Source organism: Brumimicrobium aurantiacum, assembly GCF_003402975.1.
Taxonomy (GTDB): domain Bacteria; phylum Bacteroidota; class Bacteroidia; order Flavobacteriales_D; family Crocinitomicaceae; genus Brumimicrobium; species Brumimicrobium aurantiacum.
Genome location: NZ_QURB01000010.1, coordinates 60,939 through 80,699 on the forward strand (window position 1 = coordinate 60,939; position 19,761 = coordinate 80,699).

The window sequence follows — 19,761 nt, forward strand, 5'->3', positions numbered from 1 at the left end:
CTATTTTTTAATTCTTTTATAATCAAGTACAATCTTTTCTTCCTTCACAGGTCCAAGTTTATTCACCAACTTTGTAATTCCAGAGAAGAAATCGTCATCTGCATTTGCATCAAATGCTTCTGTAAATTCTTGATCTGTTTCAATTAAGGCTTGTGTAACATCCGGAACATATTTTTTACCGTTTTCAGTGATATGAAGTAAAAAAGACCTTTTGTCTATTGGGTGTTGTCGTTTTTCAACTAGATTCATTTCAGTGAGATGCTTGATGATTCTAACAACCATTACTTTGTCGGTTCTTACAATATCTCCTAATTGTTTAGAATTTATTTTTCCATCATTTTCTGAAATGATCCAAAATGAATAATAGTATCGATCTATAGGTAAATGCTCAAGTTTTTCACTCAGTGTTCCTAAGTACTGTTTTGTTAAAATCGCAAATAACTTTCCTAAAGGGACGTTTTGTTCAGCTTTAATCATATTGAATAACTTTTCTGAAGAAGTTTACAAAGTTAACGAATTAACAAATGAATATTTGCTATGTTTAGAAAAGTTCTAAATAAACTGTTAAATAACCTTGACATAATGTTTCCCAGTTTTTAGGGTCGTATTTTTGATATAAATTGAATGAAAATGAAAAGAATAATAACGTATATATTGTTTGTTTTTACATTGATAGTGTCTTTGGAGGCAAATGCTTGGGGACTTCTAGGTCATCGTGTTGTTGGCGAGGTGGCAATTCATCATCTCAATGAATCAGCAAAACATAAAATCAAAAGTATCCTAGGAAACCAAACTTTGGCGGAGGTGAGTACGTGGATGGATGATATTAAATCAGATTCGAAATATGATTCCTTAAAACCTTGGCATTATGTGACCATTCCTGATGGTATGCGATATAGCGAAACAAACAAGAATCCACAAGGAGATGTTATTGCGGGAATTAACTTTGTTGTTGACCAATTGAAATCTGACACTATAGATCCTACACGAGAAAAAGAGTATCTAATGATGCTGGTTCACCTCGTAGGAGATATTCACCAACCTCTTCATGTAGGGAATGGAACTGATCGAGGTGGAAATCAAGTGGAGGTACGTTGGTTTGGTGAGAAGTCTAATCTTCATCGTGTGTGGGATACCCAAATGCTAGATGGAAAAAAATACAGCTATACGGAGTTAACTAAAATTATCAATCATCCTGAGCACGAAGAAATCGTTTCGTGGCAAACGGACAATGTTGAGGATTGGGCGCATCAATGTATGGAGTTTCGAGACGGAATTTACACTATGGCAGATGGATATTCATGGGCATACAAGTACCAATATGTTCATTGGGACACCATGAAAAAACAACTGCTTAAAGGTGGTGTACGTTTGGCAGGTTTGCTCAACGATATATACGGTTAAAAATCCATTTATTCTTGCCCACGCAAACGAATGGTAAATAACCACTTTAGCGTTGGATGGGGTTCTATGCTACAGTCGAGTATTTTTCGTTGATCAAGATTTTTTCGCCATGTTAAATAGGAGTCGTATTTAACAGGAGTTTCCTTTTTTAGAAAATTACTTTCTTCAAAAACTTTAAGGGTAGATCTTTCTTTCGACGAAAAAATAAAAGTACTTTTTTGATAGTTGTTTGTAAAGCTATGATATTCTAAAATACTATCCTTGGTTGCGATTTGTATGCCTAAACTATCAAGTTTATCAACAGTATTTGAACTCCATTCATTAAAATGTGAGAAAAATTGAGAAACCAATTCCGCTTGCGAAGGAACTTCCTTCTCCTCGACAAGAGGTTTGTTGTTACATGCCGTTAAAAACAGCGTAATTGCACTAAGAGTATAGAATATTACTTTCTTCCACAAGGTCATTCCCTTTCATTTTTAAAAATAACTGAATCAACGCTACAACGTCTTTTTCGCAATATACTTTTATTCTTTCAAGATCATTCTCTTCATAGTAAACTCTTGCTACGTCAGCCCCAGAAATATCGTCCTTTGGTGTTGGTATATTAAAGATGTGACATAATAGAGGAAGGGAAGTATAATGCTTGTAGTCTCCAAACTTCCACAATTCTAAGGTGTCAAGGTGATTCACTTCCCATGGTTTTTTTCCTGCAATATCTAAAGCATTCGGAAGCTTTAGTCCGTGAATCAACATTCTTCTTGCAATATATGGAAAGTCAAATTCTTTAGCATTGTGACCACATAGTAAATGATATGGACTATTATAATAGTCGTTCAATAAATCAGCGAATTGCTTTAATAAGGTTTCTTCATCATCGTGATAGAAAGATTTCATTCTGATTTTTTTTCCTGTGACTACTCCCGATTTAGGTTCTGTTACAAAACCAACAGATATGCAAACTATTTTTCCGAACTCAGCAAGAATTCCTCCGCGTTCACCATAAATTTCATCCACAGTTTTACCATCCTTTTGTTGAAACCTAGTTTTTTGGTTAAATAACCCTGCTGTGGTTTCGTCTAAATTTTTGAAGTCATATACCTGTGGAACAGTTTCTATATCAAGAAACAGTATTTTTTCAAGTTGTACCTTTTCTAACATGCTTTTTTTGTTTTATATTTCTAATATAGTGTTTTTGTTGATTATACACTGTTTATGGCTGGTTTTTTGAGTTGTATATTTTTCTAAAAAAATGTGAATTTACAGATTTTAACTTTCTAATCATTGAAGAATACCTAACTTGGTTGGGAATCAATAAAAATATATAACTATTATGAAAAAAGTATTATTTGTAGGAATCGTTTTCGGATCATTGGCATTAACATCTTGTAAGAAAGATTACACTTGTACATACGGTGAAGGTGAAACAAAAGTAGTTGAGGAGCACAAAGACTTAACGAATGATGAAGCAGAGGACAAGAAAGCTGATTGTGAAGGAGGAGTTATAGAAGGAACTTGGTCGGTGGACTAATCAATAATTTATAGCATAAAAATTTAATAAGGTGTAACTTAATTGTTACACCTTTTTTGTTGCATTTTTAAGAAAATATATCCGTAAACCTGCTTAAATAGCTCATAAATTGTTGTTTTTAATTTAATGATAGAAGTATTTTGATTAGTTATATTTATTTATATATTTGTTGGAAATTATTAATTAAAAACACTAAAAGTTATGAAAAAAGTATTATTTGTTGGATTGTTGTTTGGAGGTTTAGCATTAACTTCTTGTAAGAAAGAATATACGTGTGAGTGTGCTACTTCTTCGAACATGCCAGGAGCTTCAGAAGGTTCAACTTCTGTAACAATTGAAGATAAAAAGAAAGATGCTGAAGATGCATGTGAGGCTATGTCAACTTCTGTTTCATCAGGAGAGTACACAACAACAACTGATTGTGAGATTAAATAAAAATTTTTTTTAATTCTTTATAAAGTCGATATTTATATCGGCTTTTTTTATGCCTTTTCTTTTGGTAATTCTATTCTATGATAAATATTAATTACGGCAAAATGATTAAGGTAGTTTCTATAAGATTATTTGTTCTTTTAAATATTATTCCCGATCTTAATATGAACTTTAAACCTAAAAGAACATGACCACCAAAGAATTAGGGGATTTTGGCGAATTGAAAGCGCTAGAGTTTCTCAGAAAAAAAGGACTTAATATTGTTGATACAAATTATCGTTACCATCGAAATGAGGTCGATATTGTTTATACATTACCCGGAAAAGTAGTTTTTGTAGAGGTGAAAACCCGCCAAACTGCTGAAATAGGGCCGCCTTGGAAATCTGTTACACGTCACAAGCAAAAACAGATCATCAAATGTGCTCATCATTATATCGTGTCAAAAGACTTAGATGTTGAGGCGCAATTCGACATTATTTCAATTGTTCACAACTCGCATGGAACTTTCATTGAACATATTGATGAAGCGTTTTATCCACGGCTTTAGACTATGTTCTACACGTCTTCGTTCCAGCATAAATTATAGAATTACCATCAAACTGATATCTATTTTCTATTATCAATTATCTTTATATATCTTTGCATTATAATTTATATAGAAATGAGTAAAAATACTGGACATAATCCAAAGAGCAAAGAAAACCGCAAGAAGGGAAAGTCTAAATATGCTGGAAAAGAAAGCAGATATTTAACAAAATCTCGCGGAAAGAAGAAAGTTTCTGAAGGAGCGGCAGGTTTACCCAAAAGAATCCGAAATAATCAAGGTCAACCTTTACCAAAGTTTGACGATAAAATAAGATTGAATAAATACTTATCTAATGCGGGAATTTGTTCTCGCCGAGAGGCTGATACCTTAATTGCTTCAGGTACGGTAAGTGTTAATGGTACAGTTGTTACAGAGCTGGGCTATAAAGTGAACCCAACTGATAAAGTGAAATATGATGGTGTAGCCATCAAACATGAGAAAAAACATTATGTTTTGGTGAATAAGCCAAGAGATTTTGGTTTACGTTTTTCTGAGGATCCTTCGAAAAAATCAGTGTACAATTTAATTCAAAAAGCAAGTAAAGAAATGCTTAGCCCAGTTGGGAAAATGGACCGAAGTACATGTGGTTTGGTATTGTACACCAACGATAGTGATATGGAGAAAAAGTTGACGCATCCCAAATTTAAAGTTTCTCAATTGTTTCATGTTGTGTTGAAAAACGCGGTTTCTGAAGAAGATATCGAGAAATTAGTAAAAGGATTATTTGTTGATGATAAGATGTTTAGTGCCCAGGAAGCAAGTTTTATCCAAGGAAAACCACACAATGAAATCGGAGTCAGAATTTTCTCTCACAAGAGTAATAAAGTGAAATTGATGATGGGGAAATTAGGTCACGAAGTTATCAAATTAGACCGTGTTGAATTTGCTGGATTAGATAAAAAAGACCTTCCAAGAGGACAATATAGACACCTAACAAGTAAAGAAGTTTCATTCTTAAAAATGAGTTAAATGAAGTTATTTCTATTGATGATTGGTTTTGTTTTAGCTATCTCATCTTGTTCAAATGATGAAAAATTGGATAGGGCAAACGAAGGAAGTGATAATGAAAGTGAGCCTACTTATGCTGATTATTTTTATCCAACTGATAGTGTTCAGCCCTACATATATACATTTCAGAATACAAGTAATCCGCTAGATGAAAAAATATTTAGAATTTATCGTTCTGCAGAAGCATCTGACACTTCTTTGATTGTAGAACGTTATAATGCGGATTTTAAAATTACCGAAGGCTTTACACATGATCTTGAAAATTTTGAAGTCACAGATCACATGATTGTGGATGGAGATGGATTGAAACGACAAGCGAAATTGAGTTCAAATAGATTGTTTCCAGTTTCTAAAGACGATACAACTTTGTTCCTGTCAGATTTTCCTTCTCATTTAGATTCAATTACAATGGTTTATCGCTCAAAAAGAAGAGTCTTAGCTGAAGATGAAGTTGTTGATGTTCTAGGTGAAGAAATTCCAGCTTTGGTGGTTGAAGATTCAGTGAAATGGCTGATGGCAAACGTTTATACAAAGCAGAGTAGTGCGCAAGATATTGTGATCAAAAGGTATTTTGCTAAAGGATACGGTTTGGTGAAATGGTCTGCAAATGACGATCAAATTGTTTATAAACTTCAAAAGATATTTTCAAATAAGTGGTGGGAAGAGTATGCCCGAACCCCTCAAATCAAGATGTAATTCCTGATATTAGTACTTTAAGTGAGTCGGTAAATTTTAAAGGCACAAAATTTGCTATTCATAGCGATAACAAAAGGAAACAATGAATTATTTTATTACAACCATCATAGGGCTATTTTTAACGCTCAATTCAATTTTAACAATACCTTATTCAAAGGTAGAGTCTGCTTTCTCCAAAGGAAATGCGACAGAAATAATGAATTTGGGAACAGCAAAGACACTTATTTCCATCGAAGGGAATGAAGGGGTGTATAGTAAATCTCAAGGGACACAGATTTTAGCCTCGTTTTTTAAAGAGAATCCACCAAAGTCTTTTTCATTTAATTTTAAAGGGAAGGAATCTGGTGCGTCAACATTTGCAATTGGTAAATATGTTTCGAGTAAAGAATACAAGGTCAGCATAAAGTTTAAAAACTTAAAAAGTTCCCATCGCATAGAGTCTATTACAATTTCAAGGTAAAGTATGAAGATTAAGTTGATTTATGTCGGGAAGACGTGTAAAAGCTTCTTAAAGGACGGAGAAAAGGAGTATACAAAAAGACTAAAACGTTACATTCCATTTGAAGTTATCGAGATCGCTGACATTAAAAATGCAAAGAAAAGATCTGAAGATGAAATTAAAAATCTTGAGGCTGAGGTAATCTTGAAAAACATCAAACCCAACGATGTTGTAGTACTTTTGGATGAAAAAGGCAAAGAGTTTAGTTCCGTTGCTTTTTCAAAGTATCTTCAAAAGCAATTCAATGCTGGTAGTCAGGGCTTGGTATTTGTTATTGGTGGACCTTACGGATTTAGTGATACTGTTTACCAGAGAGCCAATGATAAAGTGGCGTTAAGTAAGCTCACTTTTTCGCATCAAATGATTCGCATGTTTTTTATTGAGCAAGTTTATCGCGCTATGACAATTTTAAAAGGAGAGCCATATCATCATCAATAGCTTTGTGTCTAGTACTTAAAGTATTGAATACTGTCAAGACTTAATTCCCACACTCCTTCGGTGTTAATAAAAGGTTCTTGTGTCACATAATGAATTTGTGAAACCGAATTACCAAATTGGACAGCTTTAGTTGATGAGTTGATTTTAATTTTACCTGTTTGGAAAACCAGACATTCTTCAAATGAATCATCAATATGACAGGCCACACCAAATCCGCTATTCTTTCCATCTACAGTTAAATAGTTTCTTGAAGTGTCAGCCTTCGTTGGAGAGTAAAAAACATCCGTTCTCCATTTTCCATTGAACTCTTCATTGTACTTCTCTATCTGTTTAATATTGCAGGCAAATAGGAGTATAGCCGAAGCAAAGATTGTTAGAATAGCTTTTAAATTCATTCTGTTTGTTTTGATTTGCATAAAAATAAGCATAAAAAAAATGCCACCCGAAAAACGGATGGCATTCATATTAAACTTATTTTTTCTTAAGCTTCTGTTTCCTCTAAAGGTGTAACAGATACATAAGAACGATTGTCTTTTTTCTTTCTGAATTCAACAATTCCTGTTGTTAATGCAAACAAGGTGTGGTCTTTACCAATCCCAACATTTAATCCTGGGTGGTGCTTAGTACCTCTTTGACGAACGATAATGTTACCAGCGATAGCCGCTTGTCCACCAAATATTTTTACACCAAGGCGTTTACTTTCCGATTCACGACCGTTTTTCGAACTTCCGACTCCTTTTTTATGTGCCATTTTGTTTAGTTTTTAAAATTGAAAAAATTAATCTTCAATTAATGTTATGCTTTAATTCCTGTAATTGTCAATTCAGTTAAGTATTGACGGTGACCATTTTGCTTTTGGTAACCTTTTCTTCTTTTCTTTTTGAAGACAATTACTTTATCTCCTTTCAGGTGACGTTCTACTTTAGCAGAAACTTGTCCACCATCTATAGCTGGGGCGCCAACGTTAATTTTTCCATTGTCATCCGTCAATAAAACGCGGTCAAAGTCTACACTGTCTCCTTCTTTAGCGTCCAAACGGTTAACAAATACACGTTGATCTTTTTCAACTTTAAATTGTTGCCCTGCTATCTCTACAATTGCGTACATAGCTAATTTAAATTAATTATTAATATTCTATAAAATTCAGACTGCAAATGTAAGTAATTATTTCTTAAGAACATAAATATACTCTAATTTATCCTTTGTTTTTTTAATCGATTGGCTACATATACACCGAAAAGAATGATAAACATTGCGATTACTTGAATCCAACTTAATTCTTCTCCATCAAAGAATCCTATAATTACTGCTACAATTGGAATTAAATATGTTACACTGCTTGCAAATAATGCAGAAGTGTTACTGATTAAATAGTTGAATAAGATTAAAGATAATGCAGTTCCAACAATTGCCAGAATTGAGATGTAAATTAATGCTTCACTGGCGTGTTCATTTTCTGCAATGGTAGTTGGAGTATCAAAGTAAAAGAATAAAAATAATGCGGGTAAAAAAGCAAAAACAAAGGCCACAGAGGTAACTTTGAATGGTGCTAAATGACTAAGGTTGTATTTCATGGTGTTGGTGCTTAATGCATAGCAAATTGTAGCAGTAACAACAGCCAAAACATGGAGATAGGTTCCAGAGGTATCAACAACCGAAACACCATTGACTAAAATTACGATTCCGATTGTTCCAATAATTACTCCATAAATTTGTTTAGGTATTAATTTTTGAGAAAAGAAAAGTGTTCCAATAATTAAAGTGAAAATTGGAGTGGTACTGTTTAACATCCCGGTATAGCCAGAACTAATTCCGGTCTCTGCAAATGTGAACAGAAATGCAGGAATAAAACTTCCTGCTAAAGATACGGCCGCTAAACTTATCCCTGTTTTAACGGATGTGATAATTTTAATGGATCTTAATCCAATAGGTAATAAGACAGAAGAAGCAAATAGCATTCTCATAGCACCAACTTGCATACTGCTAAAAATTAAATCTCCACTTTCCTTGTCAATCATTCCCCGCTTCATTAAAATGAATGAGCTTCCCCATACTATGGAAAGAAGAATGAGTATTAATATAAACTTGAAATCTGCTTTCATGCTGCAAAAGTAGTAGATGAATCTATATGTTTTAGCTTATCACATTATAATTATTGACTTTTATGTTAAACTTTAGTTTTCATAGAACTTAATTCCTTTGCCAACTGTTTTTTATTTATTATTTTTGATGAAATTTCATTGCTATGAAGAACTTCTTTTTTGTGTTTTTAACCGCTTCTGTATTAACTGGATGTAGTCATTCAGATGTAGAATCAACAACAGAGCAAAATACTGAGCAAGCCGTGAATGCTACACATATGGCTACTTTTGATGTGGAAGGAATGATGTGTCAAAAAGGGTGTGGTGCTATTCTAAGAAAAGGACTTTACGAAACAGGTGGTGTTTCAGAAGTTGTCGTGAATTTTAATGAAGAGAAAACTTCTAATGAAATTAAAGTCTATTTTGATAAATCAATAACCAATACTAGCGATATGATAAATGTCATTGGTGGATTGGCAAAAAATAGATATACTGCAAAATTGGTTAAAGTGACAGAGTCCACTATTAAAACTGTAGAAGAAAAAGAAGAACATGCAATTTCAGGAGTAGAGTTGAATGACTTTACAAATAGAAAAGAAGTTTCATCTAACAATTTCTCATTTCCAGATCTAACTAGAATATTTAATGGTTTAATCAACTGATTAACATTTTTTGATTGATTTTCCCTTGTCTTTCATGAATTGAATTGATACTTTCAAATCATGAAAATTAAAAATCCTTTCAACAACGAAGTGATTGGTGAAATCACATTAGAAAACCAAGAAGAAGTATTCGATAAAGTTGAGTTAGCAGTCAAATCTAAATCAAAATTAAAAGCACTTTCCTCTGGTGATAAATCCAAAATTCTTAATGAAATCATAGAAGGAATTCATTCTAACTTTGATGCTTTGGTGAAAACGATAATCCAAGAAAGTGGGAAGCCATATCGTTATGCAAAAGGTGAGGTGAATCGGGCTATTCAAACCTTTACAATCGCCTCCGAAGAATGTAAGAGATTACCTCATGATCTTTTTGATATTGATGCGACAGAAAAAGGGCGTAACCTCATGGGAGAACTTCAATATGTGCCAAAAGGTGTTGTTTTTGGAATTTCGCCTTTTAATTTTCCTTTAAATTTGGCTGTACATAAAATTGCTCCTGCAATTGCAGCAGGATGTCCATTGATTCTAAAACCTTCAAGTAAAACTCCTTTAACTATGGTTTTACTTTCTAATATTATTAAAAATACTTCATTGCCTGAAGGTGGATTCGAATTGGTTCATTGCTCAAGAGAAACAGGAAATAAGTTAATAGAACATGATGAAATTGATGTTCTATCATTCACTGGTTCTCCTGGTGTGGGTTGGAAAATGAAATCTATGGCTGCAAAAAAGCATACCGTTCTTGAATTAGGAGGAAATGCTGGAGCAATTTTAGCAAAAGATGCAAATCTTGAGTTAGCAATTGAGGAATTGTTTGTTGGTGGATTTGCCTATTCTGGGCAAGTATGTATTCATACTCAAAGAATCTATGTTCATGCATCGTTGTTTGAAGATTTTAAAAGTGCTTACCTCGCAAAAGTTGAAGGATTAACTATTGGAGATCCGATGGATGAAGACACCGAATTTGGAGTAATGATTGACGAAGATAATGCGAAGCGTGTTGAAGAATGGGTTGATGAAGCAATTAGTTCAGGAGCAACTTGTTTAATAGGAGGGAAGCGTGAAGGAGCTTTATACGCTCCAACGGTTTTGACCAATGTAGCAAAAGGGCAGAAAGTACGTGATGAAGAAGTTTTTGGTCCGGTGGTTATTCTTGAGTCTTTCGAAACATTGGATGATGCTATCCATGAAGTGAATGATTGCAGATGGGGATTGCAAGCAGCAATCTTTACAGACAGCATTCAAAATAGGAATAAAGCATTTAATGAACTAAAAGTTGGTGCTTTGATTCACAATAAGTCTACTATTTTTAGAGTTGACGACATGCCTTATGGAGGTGTAAAAGACTCTGGATTCGGTAGGGAAGGCGTGCGATATGCAATGTTGGACTTCCTTGATCCTAAGTTGTTGGTACGTGAGTAAACTGTCTTTTATCACCAAAAAAGACAGAAGTTATTCCTTCATCATCTCTAATGTTAAAGGCTTGTAGTAATATCTGTTTCTTCTTGAAATCAGGAATAATTTGTTGCCTTGTATTTTAGGACTAGTGATGGGATCAATATTTATATTGTGTTTATCCGTTTCGATAATTGGGTGCTTACTTATGCGACCATCAAGGGTAATAGTGTATCGAATAAAAACTTGATCTTCAATAAACATATCATTTATAGAAGTATTAAATTTTTCGTCAAGATATTCCTTATCATCATTAAAGAAGATGTTGAGGTCATCATTGTTTCCAAGGCTCATTACAATTCCTACACCGTAGTGTTGACCATAGGATATATGGTTTTTACTGGCTTGTTTTTTAGGTATGACAGAGTATTCAATTAATTCGTTGTTTTTAGAAATGCTAAATATCATTAATCCATTAAAACTATAATTTTGCTTAATAGGTATACCTATCCTTGGTGTAAAATGTGGATCTTCTTTTGACGTTTTTAAAGGGTGAATTTGTTCAGCAATCAAATAATAACCGCCATTATTTTTCATCACTAAATCATGCATGATGAAATTGTGTAACTGATTGGTCCAGATGTATATGTCTTCCTTTCTTTTTTCATTTCTTTCATGAATTTGCTCTTCTGTGTAAAATTGATCAATGAGTCCATCCTCAAATTGAAAAGTTTTTTCGTCCTCAATCTCTCTTGATTCTGTGTTCATTGTAAAAGAATAACTCCCTATGGCTGCGTATTCATAAGTTGCACTAAAGAAAGCCATACATCTGACGTTTCCATGACTGTCTATCTTTGTTTTTAATTCAGAAATATTAAAACTACTACGAGTTGAGTGTTGAATTTCATGGGTTGAAATGTGGTTTTCATCAAAAAATAAACTATAAAAAAAGGCCTTATTTCTTCCAAAAACCTCGGGTTTGAAAATTGTTTTGTCATTTTCAACAAAAGATCTATGACTTGCCAGAAAAATGTTTCCTTTCTTATCAGTTATTGTTTTAGAAAGGAAAAAGTGTTTTTCAAGTTCTGGGAACACTACTGTTCTTTCGTCTAAAAGTTCGAAGTCTAGGCTGATAAATGAAAATTTTCGTTTAGCATTCTTATCATAGTCCATCAATTTAGTCGAACTTCGTACTAAGAAGGCAAGGGAGTCGGCAGTAACAGACACTTCAAACTTTTCCTTTTCTTGTTGGTGTTTTTTTAATTGATCACCCATTTTAATTTTTTCAATCTGATAAATATCATTGACCACCCCCCTTTTCTTAGATAAAATAGTAGCGTATAAGTAGTGTTCGTTATTTTTACCGTTATATCTATTCATGAAAAGATATATTTCTCCATTAACAATAAAAATGTCTTGAAATCTCAAATCCTTATGCGGAAGTTCAAGTGCTATATTTTCTTGAAGTTTCATTTCATTATTGTAGATTTCGAGAGAAAATTTTGACTTTAGAATAATCGAAAAATTATTTGTGTGTTGAACAGCTAAGATGTATTCTTTTTTACTTTTAATTTCTTCATCACTTGTTTTGAGGATGAAGTTATCCATTTGTCCGTAGCAGAAATACTGAAAAATAAAGAGCTTCAAAAGTGTTAAAAGTGTTCTCATGGAAATAGTGTGTTTTTTATTTAAAAGAGGAATCCGCCTTTTATACCAATGTGAATGACATGTGTTTTCGAAATATTCTTATTTTCATATTCTTTTTTATATGAATTGTAAGAGTGTTCATCTGCTATTGATGTACCATAGCCTAAACTTAGGTCTAGGATACCTCTTTTGAATATGATGAATGAATATCCCATACTGATACGGGGTAATAAATGACTTGTTTTTCCTTTAAAAATTTCGCCTTCATCATTTAGATATATCGATCTATGGTGTCTGTACTTCAGAAGTGTTTCTAAATACAAACCATCAAATTTTTCTTTAAAATATATTTTAGGGCCAAAAGCCAAACTATAGCCAAGTTTATCATTCCTGCCAACATAATCAGTAGTGGACATAAGTACGCTAAGTAAGTTCGTTAATCCTAAACTTCCTACCAGAGCGAACCTTTTTGAAAAGGCTCGCTCATATACGATAGGGAAATCTGAAATTATAGCATCAAAAGGCTTAACTTTTAAAGTGTTGAAATAAGGACTTTGACCTTCTTTTTCATCTTCGAGGTCAACAACCTTAATTTGACTAGATACATCTATACTAGAGAATACTAGAAATAAAAGTAGAAGCCTTTTCATTTTGGATTAGTTTAATAGAATGTTTATCAGTTTTGTTGCTTTTTTAACCTGTGAATAAAGTATAATATCATTTTCTTTAGAAGTCAAAGAAAGGTGTGGAACCAAGATTGCATTTGATTTTTTGTTATTCATTAATAGTGTTTTTTTCGCTTCACCAGATAAGTCGAAGTTAACCAAGACTGTTCTTAGATGCTTGTAACGCATGTTTGTTCTGTTGTCATGTGTCACTAATTCCAAATTGTCAACATTATCGTTAAAAATGATATTAAGTGAGTTGTCTTTGTTTAGTCCAAAAACAATACCCGAATAATACCCACCATCGTTTGTTGTGTGTTGATATTTTGAAACTTTTTTATTCCATTCAATCTCGTTATCTTTTTGCACACTTATTACCATTAAATCATTGTAATAGTAGTGATTCGTTGTTCTTGTATTTCCGTTTGCATCTGTTGTGGTTGTAACTCTGTATAAATAATATTCCGCGATAAGATAGAATCCTCCATCATCTCTCATGACCAAATCACGAATTTTGAAGTTGTGTAATCTTTCGTATGGATTATCTTTTTTCTTTTTTTCTTTTTTCTTCTTTTTCTTCAATTGACGATCAGTTAAAAACTCATTTAAGTAACTTTCTTCAAATGGTTTTGAACTAATCTCACTGATTTCCTTTGTTTTTGAATCAATTGTAAAGCTGAATATACCTTTCGTTGAGTTTCCTTTCGCATCAGAATAGAATCCTGCACATCTGATGTTGCCCTGTTTATCTGTTTTAAGCTTAATTTGACTAATGTAACTTGCTTCGGAATCTTGAAATGGGAAATCATATTCTTCTACGTTATTCGATCCATCGTAAAGGGTAAGTAATTTAGCTTCTCTGTCAACCTCTTTAAAGAATAAACCTCTTTTAGACTCTTCAATTGAAGTGTAACTTAACATATGGATGTTTCCTTCTACATCTAAGTGTGTTTGCGAGATATAAAAATTATCTTCTAAGTAATCAAATTCTATTTCAAAGTTTTCAACCTCTTGAAGATCGAGGTCTATTGTGATAAATTGGCGTTTTACTTCTTGTTCTTTATCCAGTTCAGGAGGTGTAACAGTGATCAAAAACATGGTTGAATCTGCAGATAATGTTGTTTGGAAGTCGTTAACTTTTCTTCTACTTTCTAATTCAAACTGTGAAATTTCAACAAGCTCTCCTGAGATTGTTCCTTCTTCTGATAGAATACCAATATAAATCGTGTTTGTTTTACTATTCTTATCAAATTCTTCAACGAAAACATAAAGTTGGCCTTCAAGGTGCTCAAGTCTTGTAATACTCATGTCTCTTCCAGGGAGAACAACCTCATTACTACTTTGTAAGTTCATTGCTTCATTATATACCTCTAGCGTGTAATCTCCACTACCAAAATAGCTTAACTGAGATTTTAATATAAATACCTTGTTATCTCCTCTTTTAATTGCGGGTATATAGTCTTTTCGTCCTTTTTTTACTTCTTCACCTTCAATGATTTCAAAGTTTTCAGTTTGTCCAAAGCAAATATTAAATAATGCTAAGCTGATCAGGAGTAGACCTGTTATTAAGTTGTTTTTAATCATAATTATTTGTTTTTATATATATATAGCTTTTGATTTTGTCTGGGTAGGGTTTTACTTTCCAAAAATGATATGGGAGTATCCAATACAAATCGTTTCTTTAACTGGTCGCAGCCCTTTTATTCTTCTAGAGTATTCCATAGGGGAATCGTCAATTACACCAAAAAGATGAAGGTCAATTCCAGCATTTAAAAAGACACTTTGTTTATGGTTAAACTTATATTGATATTCTCCAAATACTCCAATATTCATACTACTCAACTTGTCTTTGACATCAAATTCAATTGCTGTGTTTTCTCGATCACCAAAGGGTTTGTCTATCCCTGCTCTAACACCTAGGCTTCCATTATGCTTTCCTTTGCTAATTATAAAGGCATAAACAGAAAATTTAAATGAGAATATTGCCTTAGCTGAATAGTTTACAGTGGTGTCTAGCGTTTCAGTATAAAAGAGAGCATTTTTTCCATTTCCAGTGTAAAAAGTTGTATTTATTGGTGTAAAAGCAAAATCTAAATTGAATTTTGAATCTGTTTGATTGGTACCAAGTGAAAATTGAAATCCTGTTGGATGAATTACTCCATTGCTTGATAGGTATCGTTGTGAGTATAATCCGCCGCGAACATATATGTTTTGACTAAAGGTAGTTGTAGTCATTATAATGAAAAGAAGAAATAAGATTTTACGCATTACTTATCTACAATTTTAAGTACAGAAATCTTTTTCAACAAATGTTCAATTGGAGTGACTAAAACTTCATTATCCGAGTAAAATGCATCTAAATTTATTATTGTAGCAGAAATCATTTTTCCCAGCCCATCGTAGTCAGAAATATGGAGTGAGTTTTCTACTTCTCCATTTGATAAATTAATCTCAGTTTTACCTATAAAGCTATAGGTTAGAAACTTAAGTGGAACAAAAGGTCGCTGATTAACTATATCGCTTTCTAAGTATCCATTTTTATTATAAAGTGCTGAATAAGTAGGGTAGAGTAAAACAAGGTCATTTCCTTTTTGGTAAGAGTAGTAAACTTTAGACGCTCTTGATACATTTTGATTTGTCCAGAAATAATCCCCTTGAGATACCTTTTCAGCGTTGTACGCTCCATTGGTATAAGGCATGTTGTATAATCTGTTCCACCATAGTACCTTTTCTGTATCTAAGTCTACTTTCGTGATTTGAAACTCTTTAAATCTTTTGGTAGTATAATTTTGGGTTGCTAAGGCTGATTGTTGCGTTCTATGCGCTCCATTTATAGGAGAACCATGCACTGATGTTCCGCTGTTTGCTTGTGTATTCACCATATCAAAAACTTCTCGAACAATGATGATCGCCTCCTCATTTTCTATGATTAAATCAGAGATTTCCATTGCAGCAAAAGCTTCAAAGTCTGTGTTCTTGTTATCCTTATCCTTTTTATAGTTTTTTTGAGCGTCTTTAGATGCTGGACCCCATTCTTCTCTATTGGCAAAATCTTCCAATGGGAAAAAACTAGCCTGTAACATGTTTAATGAACTTTCGTTGTGTGAGGCATATTTTTTAATAGTATAACCGTCTAAAATATTGGATGGATTATTGAAATTTAAATTCGCCATTAAAAGTTCCTCACCATTAAATGCTGCATTGAAGGAACGTTCAAAATAATTTTCGTCTTCAGTTAATTTAAGTACACTTAGCGCTCCTTCTTTTTGATTGTAGACCAAATAAGTCTCTAAATCTTTTAGCGTTTTCAATTTTAAGGTTCCAATTGGTTCGTCTGCATCAAAAATAAAGGCAGAATTTAATTGATCACTTATTTCAAAATCCATCACCTTTAGGTTTCTTCTTGAAAGAAAAGTAGTATCATTATATGTAAGCTTATCCGTATTGAAATCATAGGTAAAAACTTCAAATCTTACTTTGATTCTACTCGTATAATCATGCGCTAACACAAAGCCGTTTTCATTATAATCAAAGTAAGTTTTTCCAGAGTGCTTAATGCTTGAAGGTGGTTTTGAGAAAATAGTTCGCTCTTCAATAATCTCTAGATTCTTATTTATTTTTTTAAGAATGATATTTATTTGAGTAACTTCATTCTCTACATTTACACTGTAAAAAAAACCATCACGATAATAGAAACCTCTGCATTTGGTGGAGCCTTCTGTTAATTGAACTTTTGCAAGGTCCTCTCCTTGACTACTTTTGTAAAAAAAGTCTTTACCTCCATTGGTAAGACCAACACGATAAATGTCATCGTCTTCAATATGAATAATTTTAAATGTATTATTTTCATACTTGTGAGCCTCGTAATCTTGAGCAAAAAGTAGAGTAGAAAATAAGAGAGAAAAAAGTAGTAAATATTTCATTGTGTGTTTTTATCAATAATTAACAAAAATAACTTTTTTAGTAAAACATCAAGTAAATTCTAATAAACTTAAATGTTTAAAATATATAACCAATATTAATACCACCAATGAAGCAAGGCATTCCTTCATCTAATGTCATGAATGTAATTTCTTTGTTGTAAGGTTGATCAAAATTATGTGGTTGTGCTTCGCTAAATACCAGCCTTGCTCCAGCTCCAAAAGCATATCCAAAGTAGAAGTTGTCGGATAAAACCATATCATATCCTATTTTTACACCTGGAATAAAGATAGTTTCTTTAGTGAGGTATTTACTACCGGACTCTCTATAACGACGTGTTTTAAAATCAAAACCAAAATAAAATCCATCAAATACTTCTTTAGTATAAAATTTAAAACCTGCTAAAAGTGATAAACCTAGTTTTGTTCCAGATATCGAATTATTGTAGTTGGCTCCATAATTATCATTTAAGATTTTGTTTAATGTTCTTCCATAGGTCATACCAATTCCAATGCTTCCACTCCAATTTTCACTAATTCTCCGGTCATAATTTATATTTATATCAGTCATTATGTATTGAACTGGATTGGTGTATATATTATGGATATATGTAGGTTTAGTTTTTTTTTCTTTTCGTGTTTAAACTACCAAATCGTGATGGATTTTCTTGGCTATAACTTATTCCAAGTAAAAGGGAGAAAAGTAAAATTGATATTAGTTTCATCGTAGTTGTTATAAAGATGTAAATCTAATATTCCTTTTTCATTTTAATAATGTATTGATTATTATTTTTTGATTTCGGCTGATTATTATTCATTTTCAAATCCTCTTATATTCTGCTCTTCTTCAAAAAAATGATTAATTTTGGCAGCATGAAAAAGAGTGAAGACAAGCTAAAAGAAGTTATTTCTCATGCCAAAGAGTATGGGTATGTTTTTCCATCTTCAGAAATATATGATGGACTTTCTGCAACCTATGATTACGGTCAGTTAGGAGTTGAATTGAAAAACAATATCAAAAAATATTGGTGGGCTGCAATGGTTCAAATGAACGAAGAAATTGTTGGTTTAGATGCCGCAATTTTTATGCACCCTAAGACATGGAAAGCTTCTGGACATACCGAAGCTTTTAATGATCCAATGATTGATAATAAGGATTCAAAAAAGCGTTACCGTGCAGATGTTCTAGTGGAAGAACACATCGAAAAATACCGCGAAAAAATTGCTAAAGACGTTGCGAAAGGAAAGAAACGTTTTGGTGATGACTTTGATGAAGTTCAATTTTTGGCTACAAATCCTAATGTTAAAAGAAATCAAGCTAAAATTGATGAGTTAGAAACTAAGCTTGAGGAAATTTTTAAAAATGATGATTTACCAGCCTTGAAAACGATGATCGATGAGCTAGGAATTGCTTGTCCTGTTTCGGGATCAAAAAACTGGACAGAAGTACGTCAATTTAATTTGATGTTCTCTACAGAATTAGGTTCCGTAGCTGATGATTCTTCAACGATATATTTAAGGCCGGAAACCGCGCAAGGTATTTTCGTTAACTTTTTGAATGTTCAAAAAACAGGACGTATGAAAATTCCTTTTGGAATTGCACAGATAGGTAAGGCTTTCCGTAACGAGATTGTTGCACGTCAGTTTATCTTTAGAATGCGTGAATTTGAACAAATGGAAATGCAATATTTTGTGCGCCCAGGAGAAGAAATCAAATGGTACGAGCATTGGAAAGAGAAAAGAAATAAATGGCACAAAGCGCTAGGAATTGGAGAAGAGTTTTATAGAGATCATGATCATATTCAGTTGGCGCATTACGCAAATGCTGCTTCTGATATAGAGTTTGACTTCCCAATGGGATTCAAAGAGCTTGAAGGGATTCATTCAAGAACGGATTTTGATTTGAAGAAACACGAAGAACATTCTGGTAAAAAACTGCAATTCTTCGATCCAGAAATGAATAAGAACTATACACCGTATGTTGTGGAAACTTCAGTAGGTTTAGATCGAATGTTCTTGGCTGTATTTAGTGCGTCATTAAAGAATGAAACATTAGAAGATGGTTCAGAAAGAGTAGTTCTTTCTATTCCACCAGCATTGGCTCCATATAAGGTTGCTGTTATGCCATTAACGAAAAAAGATGGTTTACCTGATAAAGCAAGAGAGATTATTAATGAGTTGAAGTTCGATTTCAATTGTCAGTATGATGAAAAAGATTCTATAGGGAAGCGTTACCGTCGTCAAGATGCAATTGGTACTCCTTTCCATGTTACAGTCGATCACCAAACATTGGAAGACAATACAGTAACCATTAGAGATAGAGATACCATGAAACAAGAGCGAGTTGCGATTCAAGATTTGTATTCTATCATTGATGAAAAAGTTAGTTTGAAAAAGCTACTGAAAAAAGGTTAGTCTTATAAAGCAAAAAATAAGTAAAGTCCTGGCGTATTTGTCAGGACTTTTTTTTGTTGCAATCTTTATGTAGGAATGAGATTATATTCTATCAAGTTTTTACTTTTTTAACGCCAAAAAAAAGCTGCTCCGTTTGAAAGGAGCAGCTTTTGTATTTTGTTTTTCGTTTAAATTATTTTATTAACGAGAAGTTACCTTTTACAATTTTTCTAGAATCATCATCTTTTAAACCAAACTCTAGCTTGTATAGGTATGTTCTGGAGTGTCTATATTTGTTGTGACAGATTAATTAAGCCCGAAATGATTAAATTTGATTTATGGCAAAGAAGTATGACAATGACTTTAAAATTCTCATAGTAGAATTAGTAAAGTCAGGAAGACCTAT

23 protein-coding genes and 1 pseudogene are annotated in these 19,761 nt (G+C 32.9%); 11 read left to right on the forward strand and 13 right to left on the reverse strand.

Going from position 1 to position 19,761, the window contains the following annotated elements:
* Positions 1 to 477, reverse strand: coding sequence for a MarR family winged helix-turn-helix transcriptional regulator (locus DXU93_RS13900; protein ID WP_116881911.1), 477 nt, complete (start codon positions 475 to 477; stop codon positions 1 to 3).
* A 153-nt stretch (positions 478 to 630) separates the two neighbouring features.
* Here DXU93_RS13900 and DXU93_RS13905 point away from each other — a divergent pair, with 153 nt between their 5' ends.
* The gene (locus tag DXU93_RS13905) at positions 631 to 1,404 is read left to right on the forward strand and encodes a S1/P1 nuclease (protein WP_116881936.1); all 774 of its coding nucleotides are present in this window, start codon (positions 631 to 633) and stop codon (positions 1,402 to 1,404) included.
* 8 nt (positions 1,405 to 1,412) lie between these two features.
* Here DXU93_RS13905 and DXU93_RS13910 read toward each other — a convergent pair whose 3' ends face one another.
* Entirely contained in the window at positions 1,413 to 1,868 is a 456-nt protein-coding gene (locus DXU93_RS13910) for a hypothetical protein (protein WP_116881912.1), read from the reverse strand.
* Positions 1,831 to 2,562 carry a 3'-5' exonuclease gene (locus DXU93_RS13915; RefSeq protein WP_116881913.1) on the reverse strand — a complete coding sequence of 244 codons (732 nt, stop codon included), beginning with the start codon at positions 2,560 to 2,562 and terminating at the stop codon, positions 1,831 to 1,833. The genes DXU93_RS13910 and DXU93_RS13915 overlap by 38 nt, the downstream gene beginning before the upstream one ends.
* A gap of 172 nt (positions 2,563 to 2,734) precedes the next feature.
* Here DXU93_RS13915 and DXU93_RS13920 point away from each other — a divergent pair, with 172 nt between their 5' ends.
* From DXU93_RS13920 to rlmH, 7 genes are all read left to right on the forward strand, one after another.
* A complete protein-coding gene (locus tag DXU93_RS13920; RefSeq protein WP_116881914.1) occupies positions 2,735 to 2,932 on the forward strand; it encodes a hypothetical protein in 198 nt (65 codons plus the stop codon).
* A 201-nt stretch (positions 2,933 to 3,133) separates the two neighbouring features.
* Positions 3,134 to 3,367: a hypothetical protein gene (locus tag DXU93_RS13925; RefSeq protein WP_116881915.1), complete on the forward strand. Its 234-nt coding sequence runs from the start codon at positions 3,134 to 3,136 to the stop codon at positions 3,365 to 3,367.
* A 184-nt stretch (positions 3,368 to 3,551) separates the two neighbouring features.
* Positions 3,552 to 3,911 carry a YraN family protein gene (locus tag DXU93_RS13930; protein WP_116881916.1) on the forward strand — a complete coding sequence of 120 codons (360 nt, stop codon included), beginning with the start codon at positions 3,552 to 3,554 and terminating at the stop codon, positions 3,909 to 3,911.
* 114 nt (positions 3,912 to 4,025) lie between these two features.
* Positions 4,026 to 4,919: a pseudouridine synthase gene (locus DXU93_RS13935; protein ID WP_116881917.1), complete on the forward strand. Its 894-nt coding sequence runs from the start codon at positions 4,026 to 4,028 to the stop codon at positions 4,917 to 4,919.
* Entirely contained in the window at positions 4,920 to 5,654 is a 735-nt protein-coding gene (locus DXU93_RS13940) for a hypothetical protein (RefSeq protein WP_116881918.1), read from the forward strand. It begins immediately after the preceding gene.
* Positions 5,655 to 5,736: 82 nt separating this feature from the next.
* Positions 5,737 to 6,114: a DUF4783 domain-containing protein gene (locus tag DXU93_RS13945; protein ID WP_116881919.1), complete on the forward strand. Its 378-nt coding sequence runs from the start codon at positions 5,737 to 5,739 to the stop codon at positions 6,112 to 6,114.
* A gap of 3 nt (positions 6,115 to 6,117) precedes the next feature.
* The gene (gene rlmH, locus DXU93_RS13950) at positions 6,118 to 6,591 is read left to right on the forward strand and encodes a 23S rRNA (pseudouridine(1915)-N(3))-methyltransferase RlmH (RefSeq protein ID WP_116881920.1); all 474 of its coding nucleotides are present in this window, start codon (positions 6,118 to 6,120) and stop codon (positions 6,589 to 6,591) included.
* An 8-nt stretch (positions 6,592 to 6,599) separates the two neighbouring features.
* Here the strand turns inward: rlmH and DXU93_RS13955 are convergent, their stop codons facing one another.
* From DXU93_RS13955 to DXU93_RS13970, 4 genes and pseudogenes are all read right to left on the reverse strand, one after another.
* Positions 6,600 to 6,986, reverse strand: a complete 387-nt coding sequence (locus DXU93_RS13955) for a hypothetical protein (RefSeq protein WP_123776147.1) — start codon at positions 6,984 to 6,986, stop codon at positions 6,600 to 6,602.
* A gap of 86 nt (positions 6,987 to 7,072) precedes the next feature.
* The gene (gene rpmA, locus DXU93_RS13960) at positions 7,073 to 7,342 is read right to left on the reverse strand and encodes a 50S ribosomal protein L27 (protein ID WP_116881922.1); all 270 of its coding nucleotides are present in this window, start codon (positions 7,340 to 7,342) and stop codon (positions 7,073 to 7,075) included.
* A 47-nt stretch (positions 7,343 to 7,389) separates the two neighbouring features.
* Positions 7,390 to 7,698 (reverse strand): annotated as a pseudogene (gene rplU / locus DXU93_RS13965) (50S ribosomal protein L21); the annotation flags it as partial.
* Between the two features lie 83 nt (positions 7,699 to 7,781).
* Complete coding sequence (locus DXU93_RS13970; protein WP_116881924.1) at positions 7,782 to 8,693, reverse strand: DMT family transporter; 912 nt, start codon at positions 8,691 to 8,693, stop codon at positions 7,782 to 7,784.
* A gap of 143 nt (positions 8,694 to 8,836) precedes the next feature.
* On the opposite strand from DXU93_RS13970, the gene DXU93_RS13975 reads away from it, so the two are divergent.
* Together DXU93_RS13975 and DXU93_RS13980 are read left to right on the forward strand one after the other, a co-directional pair.
* The gene (locus DXU93_RS13975) at positions 8,837 to 9,334 is read left to right on the forward strand and encodes a heavy-metal-associated domain-containing protein (protein WP_116881925.1); all 498 of its coding nucleotides are present in this window, start codon (positions 8,837 to 8,839) and stop codon (positions 9,332 to 9,334) included.
* Between the two features lie 60 nt (positions 9,335 to 9,394).
* The gene (locus DXU93_RS13980) at positions 9,395 to 10,756 is read left to right on the forward strand and encodes an aldehyde dehydrogenase family protein (RefSeq protein ID WP_116881926.1); all 1,362 of its coding nucleotides are present in this window, start codon (positions 9,395 to 9,397) and stop codon (positions 10,754 to 10,756) included.
* 30 nt (positions 10,757 to 10,786) lie between these two features.
* Here DXU93_RS13980 and DXU93_RS13985 read toward each other — a convergent pair whose 3' ends face one another.
* From DXU93_RS13985 to DXU93_RS14010, 6 genes are all read right to left on the reverse strand, one after another.
* Complete coding sequence (locus DXU93_RS13985; protein WP_123776148.1) at positions 10,787 to 12,397, reverse strand: hypothetical protein; 1,611 nt, start codon at positions 12,395 to 12,397, stop codon at positions 10,787 to 10,789.
* Positions 12,398 to 12,417: 20 nt separating this feature from the next.
* Entirely contained in the window at positions 12,418 to 13,026 is a 609-nt protein-coding gene (locus DXU93_RS13990; protein WP_116881928.1) for a hypothetical protein, read from the reverse strand.
* A gap of 6 nt (positions 13,027 to 13,032) precedes the next feature.
* Positions 13,033 to 14,625 (reverse strand): hypothetical protein, encoded by a 1,593-nt coding sequence (locus tag DXU93_RS13995; RefSeq protein WP_116881929.1) that lies wholly within the window; start codon positions 14,623 to 14,625, stop codon positions 13,033 to 13,035.
* A 51-nt stretch (positions 14,626 to 14,676) separates the two neighbouring features.
* Positions 14,677 to 15,309 (reverse strand): hypothetical protein, encoded by a 633-nt coding sequence (locus DXU93_RS14000; RefSeq protein WP_123776149.1) that lies wholly within the window; start codon positions 15,307 to 15,309, stop codon positions 14,677 to 14,679.
* Positions 15,309 to 16,964, reverse strand: a complete 1,656-nt coding sequence (locus DXU93_RS14005) for a hypothetical protein (protein ID WP_116881931.1) — start codon at positions 16,962 to 16,964, stop codon at positions 15,309 to 15,311. Before DXU93_RS14005 ends, DXU93_RS14000 begins: the two co-directional genes overlap by 1 nt.
* Positions 16,965 to 17,040: 76 nt before the next feature.
* Positions 17,041 to 17,532, reverse strand: a complete 492-nt coding sequence (locus DXU93_RS14010) for a hypothetical protein (RefSeq protein ID WP_116881932.1) — start codon at positions 17,530 to 17,532, stop codon at positions 17,041 to 17,043.
* Positions 17,533 to 17,834: 302 nt separating this feature from the next.
* Here DXU93_RS14010 and DXU93_RS14015 point away from each other — a divergent pair, with 302 nt between their 5' ends.
* Positions 17,835 to 19,376, forward strand: coding sequence for a glycine--tRNA ligase (locus tag DXU93_RS14015; protein WP_116881933.1), 1,542 nt, complete (start codon positions 17,835 to 17,837; stop codon positions 19,374 to 19,376).
* Positions 19,377 to 19,761: the final 385 nt, after the last annotated feature.